The sequence below is a fragment of the Bradyrhizobium valentinum genome (assembly GCF_001440405.1).
GTDB lineage: Bacteria > Pseudomonadota > Alphaproteobacteria > Rhizobiales > Xanthobacteraceae > Bradyrhizobium > Bradyrhizobium valentinum.
This window is the reverse complement of the sequence record NZ_LLXX01000100.1, coordinates 1-5,762: the sequence shown is the minus strand read 5'-3', so window position 1 is coordinate 5,762 and position 5,762 is coordinate 1. Positions and strand designations below refer to the sequence as shown.

General features: G+C 61.9%; 4 protein-coding genes and 5 pseudogenes. 6 read left to right on the top strand and 3 right to left on the bottom strand.

All coding sequences use genetic code 11. The features are described 5' to 3' along the window. Positions 1 to 97: 97 nt before the first annotated feature. The 3 genes from CP49_RS15010 to CP49_RS47320 are packed head-to-tail and all read left to right on the top strand — an operon-like array spanning position 98 to position 2,562. Positions 98 to 517: a hypothetical protein gene (locus CP49_RS15010; RefSeq protein WP_057851002.1), complete on the top strand. Its 420-nt coding sequence runs from the start codon at positions 98 to 100 to the stop codon at positions 515 to 517. Beyond that, positions 507 to 1,460, top strand: coding sequence for a recombinase family protein (locus CP49_RS47325; protein WP_245310695.1), 954 nt, complete (start codon positions 507 to 509; stop codon positions 1,458 to 1,460). Before CP49_RS15010 ends, CP49_RS47325 begins: the two co-directional genes overlap by 11 nt. After that, positions 1,342 to 2,562 carry a hypothetical protein gene (locus tag CP49_RS47320; RefSeq protein WP_245310694.1) on the top strand — a complete coding sequence of 407 codons (1,221 nt, stop codon included), beginning with the start codon at positions 1,342 to 1,344 and terminating at the stop codon, positions 2,560 to 2,562. Before CP49_RS47325 ends, CP49_RS47320 begins: the two co-directional genes overlap by 119 nt. 8 nt (positions 2,563 to 2,570) lie before the next feature. Here the strand turns inward: CP49_RS47320 and CP49_RS15000 are convergent. Further along, positions 2,571 to 3,070: pseudogene (locus tag CP49_RS15000) on the bottom strand (integrase core domain-containing protein); the annotation flags it as partial. Between CP49_RS15000 and CP49_RS42785 the strand changes: the two are divergent. Further along, a pseudogene (locus tag CP49_RS42785) lies at positions 3,068 to 3,323 on the top strand (IS3 family transposase); the annotation flags it as partial. The pseudogenes CP49_RS15000 and CP49_RS42785 overlap by 3 nt on opposite strands. On the opposite strand, the pseudogene CP49_RS14995 reads toward CP49_RS42785, so the two are convergent. Further along, positions 3,322 to 3,600 (bottom strand): annotated as a pseudogene (locus CP49_RS14995) (transposase); the annotation flags it as partial. The pseudogenes CP49_RS42785 and CP49_RS14995 sit on opposite strands and share 2 nt — an antisense overlap. 15 nt (positions 3,601 to 3,615) lie before the next feature. On the opposite strand from CP49_RS14995, the pseudogene CP49_RS42780 reads away from it, so the two are divergent. Both CP49_RS42780 and CP49_RS49240 read left to right on the top strand, forming a co-directional pair. Continuing rightward, a pseudogene (locus CP49_RS42780) lies at positions 3,616 to 3,936 on the top strand (transposase); the annotation flags it as partial. 277 nt (positions 3,937 to 4,213) lie between these two features. Next, positions 4,214 to 4,342, top strand: coding sequence for a prolyl oligopeptidase family serine peptidase (locus tag CP49_RS49240; RefSeq protein WP_420807613.1), 129 nt, complete (start codon positions 4,214 to 4,216; stop codon positions 4,340 to 4,342). Positions 4,343 to 4,551: 209 nt separating this feature from the next. Here CP49_RS49240 and CP49_RS14985 read toward each other — a convergent pair. Further along, positions 4,552 to 5,704: pseudogene (locus tag CP49_RS14985) on the bottom strand (alpha-hydroxy acid oxidase). Positions 5,705 to 5,762: the final 58 nt, after the last annotated feature.

Here is a 5,762-nt window from a genome sequence, read left to right as displayed (position 1 = left end):
TAAAGTGAATCATCAAGCCCACTCCGTGGCGAGGGGGTTCTTCAGCAGACTGCTAGATGGATCGCAAGCGGATCGATGGTTGGAGGTTCCAGCATGGATGTTCGATCGGGCAGCATGCCCTGACGCCGAGCCTTTGACAGCTCAGCCGTTTGTCAGCATTGGCGCACTTGCGGCGCTCTCTGCGCTTCTCGATCTGATGTTGAAGGATCGAACGCCATCAGCTGCCCTGCTTTCTAGCGCATCCAGAGCCTCTCACGACCAGAATCGGGGAGAGACTCATGTCACGGCAGACGGCAGTGCCAGGGAGCGGATACCGACACAATCGACAACCGCGCCCGCAGCAGCAGATGGTCTGTTCGGGAGCGGCCTGTCGAACGGCGCCATCGGCGCGCCGGCATGGCCGGAGCTGCCGGCGGAAGCGCGGGCGGCCCTCACGAGCCTGATGACGCAGTTGATCCTCGACCATGCTGTGATGACAGCGACGCCGCCGGCGAAGGAGGTCGATGATGAACTCTGACAAGGTCCGGCCTCATCATCTGGAGCGCAAGGCGCTTTTTTACGTGCGCCAATCCTCGGCCCATCAAGTATTGCACAATCGTGAGAGCAGCGCGCTGCAATACGCTATGCGGGACCGGCTAACGTCGCTCGGTTGGTCAGAGATCGAAGTAATCGATGATGATCTCGGTCGTTCAGCCGCCGGCGGAGTACAACGCGCCGGCTTCGAGCGAATGGTAGCGGAGGTCTGTCTCGGTAAGGTTGGTGCGGTTTGCGCCCGCGAGGTCTCGCGATTCGCTCGCAACAGTCGGGATTGGCAGCAACTCATCGAGATGTGCCGCGTGGTCGATACCGTTCTGATCGATCAGGAGACCATCTACGCGCCGAGGCACGGCAACGACCGCCTGCTGCTCGGGCTCAAGGGCAGCCTCAACGAGTACGAACTGGATCTGTTGCGCCAGCGCTCGCTCGCGGCCCGCTACGAGAAGGCGCGCCGGGGCGAGTTGGTTGTGGCGGCGCCCGTCGGCTTCATGAAGGCCGGCGACCGCTATGAGAAAGACCCGGATCGGCGTGTCCAGGAAGCGATCAAGCTGGTGTTCGACAAGGTCGAGGAACTGGGCAGCGCGCGACAGGCGCTCTGCTGGCTCCACGAGTACAATCTCGATCTGCCGGTGAAGCAGACCAACGGCGACACGGCCTGGCGGCGACCAAACTACTCTGCCATCCACCGGATCATTGAGAACCCGGTCTACGGCGGCGCCTATGCCTATGGTAAGACAGCTGTGGCGGCGGGATACAGCACCGCGGGCGTGAGCGTGAAGATCCGCCGCAAGGCGCGGATGGCTGATGCTGAAGCCCAATACCCACGACGGGTACGTGAGCTGGGAGAGGTTCGAGGCGATCCGCACCATGGTCAGCAGCAATGTTCCCACTGGTCGGCATCACGGCGCGCCCAAGCATGGTGACGCGTTGCTGGCCGGTCTGATCCGCCGCGGTCGCAAGCTCACACTCCGGTACTCCGGCATGGAGCACCATATCCCGCGCTACAGCTGCAGCCGCGCCTGGATGGACAATGGCGGGCCCCACTGCATCGCCTTCGGCGGACTGCGCGTCGATGACGCCATCGAGGAGGCACTGCTTGGCGTTGTCGGCCCGGGCGCTATTGCCGCTGCAACCGCTGCCGCCAAGGGAGCCAGGGAGCGGCGGGATCAGGTGCGAGATGCGCTCAGTCGCGATCTGGAAGCGGCGCGCTATGCCACCGACCGGGCCTTCCGGCAATACGATGCCGCTGATCCCGCGAACCGGCTGGTGGCCAGTGAGCTGGAAGCCCGCTGGAACAGGGCGCTCGCTCACGCGGCGGATGTCGAGGCCAAGATCGCCATGCATGATGCGGCGACGCCCGCACCCCTTGCTGATCCAGCCTCGCTCGGCGTTCTGGTCTCGAACCTCAAAACGGTCTGGGATGCGCCGACGACGGATGCTCGCCTCAAGAAGCGGATTGTGCGCACCCTCATCCATGAGGTCGTGGCCGATATCGACGACGCGGCCTCGGAGATCGTTCTCATCGTCCATTGGGTGGGGGGCGCCCACAGCGAGTTGCGCTTGCCGAAGCGCCGGCGCGGACAGCGCAACAGCACCTCTGCCGATATCATCCAGGCCGTGCGTCAACTGGTGCTGATCGCCAGCGACGATCTGATTGCCGGCCTCCTCAATCGCAACGGCCTCAAGACCGGCAACGGCAATCGCTGGACCCGCGAGCGCGTCACATCAATGCGCTCGAACTACCACATCCCGGTGTTCAAGCCCGCGGAGGACGGGATCGAGCCATGGCTCAACCTTGGCAACGCCGCAAAGCTCCTGAAGATCGCGCCCAAGACGCTCCGGCTGGCCGCTGAAGCCGGCGAGATCGAATCCATCCATCCTCTGCCGGATGGTCCTTGGATCTTCGCCCGCACTTGGCTGATAACAACTGCTGCACAATCTATCGCCGAACGAGCGCGACAGAACCCAAAATACCCCGCGGGATCGCATCCCGCTCAACAAAATCTCTTCTCTTCAATCACATAGCCAGATGGGTGTTCTGATGCGCAGTTGTAGTCGGCCCGCCAGCATCCAAGCGCGACGCGGGCTGAGTCAGTGACGTGAACAGCGTCTCGTTCAACAACTCATCTCGTAGCCGACCGTTGAAGCTCTCGATGAAGGCGTTCTGCATGGGTTTGCCCGGCGCGATGTAGTGCCATGCGACATGGCTGTGATCCGCCCATGCAAGAATGGCGTTGCTGGTGAGTTCGGTGCCATTGTCGCTGACCACCATCCTCGGCTTGCCGCGCTCGATTATCAGCCGGTCCAGTTCCCGCGCCACGCGGATGCCGGAGAGCGAGGTGTCGGCCACCAGCGCCGGGCATTCGCGGGTACAATCATCGACGACGGTCAGGATGCGGAAACGGCGGCCGTCGGTCAGCTGGTCCGACACAAAGTCAAGCGACCACCGGTCGTTCGACGTCATCGGAACCAGCATCGGCGCCCTGGTCCCGATCGCCCGCCTGCGGCCACCACGGCGGCGCACCGTCAAAAGCGGAAAGTTGTTGCTCATCTGGTGGACACCCACGGGATGAGCGAACGGCGGGCGTGTGAAGCCATCGGCTGTTGCCGCATGACCACGAGATACCGGACGACCCGGGCCGACGAATCGGTCTTCGCCAGCGCATGCGGGCGATCGCCCAGGAGCGCCGCCGCTTCGGCTATCGACGCCTATACGTTCTGCTCAAGCGGGAGGCTACCTGATCAACCACAAGAAGCTCTTCCGGCTCTATCGGGAAGAGAAACTTCCGGCGGGCGTCACCACTTCTTTCCCAGGAGATCTTTCAGCGCCGCGTTGTCCAGCATGGCATCGGCCAGGAGCCGTTTCAGCTTCGTATTCTCGTCCTCCAGCGTCCTCAACCGCTTGGCCTCGGAGACCTCCATCCCGCCGAACCTGGCCTTCCATTTGTAGATGCTGGCGTCGCTGACGCCGTGCTTGCGGCACAGATCCGCAACCGAAACCCCGGCCTCGTGCTCCTTCAAGATCCCAATGATCTGCTCTTCCGTAAAACGACTGCGCTTCATGCTCTGGTCCTCGCCTTGGGCCAGAACGAACTTCAAACTGGATTAAGCCCGGGGGGCAAGGTCACTGCCGATCCTGGCCGCATCCGGTTCTCGCCGTCGATCCTGCCGCCCTACATGCGCCGCTCGAAGTCGATCGAGACGCTGCCGCCGGTCCTTTATCTGAAGGGAATTTCGACCGGCGACTTCTCCGAGGCGCTGGCGGCGCTGCTTGGCAAGCATGCTGCCGGGTTGTCGGCCTCCGCGATCGGCCGCTTGAAGGACTGCTGCCTCGACGAGCATGCCGCGTGGCAGAAGCGCGATCTGTCGGCCAAGCGCTACGTCTACATCTGGGCTGAACGCCTGACGCGGAGACAGAGCGCAAGCGTAGGCTGGTGTCGCGGCGCTACCAGGTCGTTCGGCATCGCACGCGGCTCAAGAACGAGGTGCATTCGATCCTGCACGCGCACCTGATCCCGAAGTGCCCGCATGCCGAGGCACGGCGCGGTCCAAGGACGGCACGCCTGTGCGCTATCATGTCGTTGGAAAGAGACGGACGGAAACCGGGCCGCGTCCCGCACTGATCTTCGCATACGGGGCGAGCAATCGTCCGCTCATCCCTGAATTCCCAGGTGCCATGGCCACCGTGGTTGAGGCCGGTTGTATTTTCGTCCACGCCCATATCAGGGGCGGTTCAGAGTTTGGACTTGGCTGGTGGCTGGAGGGGAGAGCTCAAAACAAGCAGAACGGCTACGACGATTTATAGTGGCGCGTCTCCAGTCCGCACAAGCGAAAGGCAAACCAGCCTTACTGCGAATCCAGGAAAACGAGGGCCACGGTGCCGCGGCCGCAGCTGAGGTGCGCATGCGCCTCAACACAGAGTGGCTTACCTTCGTACTGTCCGAGATCACTAGATAAGCTCTTTCACGGCAGGTACATGAGCCCATGGTCCGATGTATTGCGATTCAGAGTTTTTCAGGAGGATCTGAAGCGCAGATTTTCGCGCGATAGCTCGCCTACAGACTTGCAGCCCATCAACTTCATGCCGCGCTCCACCTCGCCACGCAACAACGCCAGCGCCCGCTCGACCCCAGCCTCTCCGGCAGCAGCGAGGGCGTAGAGATAGTACCGCCCGATCCCTACCGCCTTGGCGCCCAACGCCCAGAGCCTTGATGATGTGCGTTCCGCGCTGGATGCCGCCGTCCATCATCACATCGATCCGGTCGCCGACCGTATCGACGATTTCGGCAAGCTGATCGAATGCGGCGCGCGATCCATCGAGCTGGCGGCCGCCATGGTTCGACAGGACGATCCCTGCACAGCCGATCTCGACCGCTTTCCTTGCGTCGTCAGGCGACATGATGCCTTTGAGACAAAACGGTCCGTTCCAGATCTGTACCATCTCGGCGACATCGTCCCAGTTCATCGAGGGATCGAGCATCTCGGTGAAATAGCGACCGATCGACATAGCGCCGCCACTCATGTCTAGATGCTCATCGAGTTGCGGCAGTGTGAATTGTTCGTGGGTGAAATAGTTGATGCCCCCCATCGGCTTGATGGCGAATTGGGTCATCCCGGCAAGCGTCAATTTGAAGGGGATGCTGAAGCCGGTACGAAGGTCGCGCTCGCGGTTTCCACCAGTGATGCTGTCTACCGTAAGCATCATGGTCTCGACCCCCGCCTCCTTGGCACGCTGCATCATGGCCCTGTTCAGGCCACGATCTCGGTGAAAATAGAATTGATAGACTTGCGGCGTGTCGTGCGTTCTGCGTAGCTCCTCAAGACTGACCGTTCCTAACGACGAGACGCCGAACAGGGTGCCGTGTTTTGCCGCCGCAGCAGCGACCGCGCGTTCGCCGCGATGATGAAAAAGGCGCTGCAGCGCTGTCGGGGAGCAGTAGAATGGCACTGCAAGCGTCTGGCCCATCACCGTCACGGACAGGTCGATGTCCTGCACACCGCGCAGCACGTTCGGTACGAGATCGCAGCGATCGAAGCTTGCGCTGTTCCGTCGAAGACTGGCCTCATCGTCCGCGCCGCCGTCGATGTAATTGAAGATCGGCCCTGGCAGTCGCTTCAGCGCGAGCTTTCGAAAATCGTGGAAATTGTGGCATTGTTCGAGCCGCATGGTCTAGCAGTTTGCTGAAAAACCCAAGGATTTGAGTCTTTTTTGTCTCGGTGAACGC

Coding starts and splice junctions, on each gene's coding strand:
- CP49_RS47325 (WP_245310695.1), top strand. CDS start 507: ATGAACTCTGACAAGGTCCGGCCTCATCATCTGGAGCGCAAGGCGCTT.
- CP49_RS47320 (WP_245310694.1), top strand. CDS start 1,342: ATGCTGAAGCCCAATACCCACGACGGGTACGTGAGCTGGGAGAGGTTC.
- CP49_RS49240 (WP_420807613.1), top strand. CDS start 4,214: ATGGCCACCGTGGTTGAGGCCGGTTGTATTTTCGTCCACGCCCATATC.
- CP49_RS15010 (WP_057851002.1), top strand. CDS start 98: ATGTTCGATCGGGCAGCATGCCCTGACGCCGAGCCTTTGACAGCTCAG.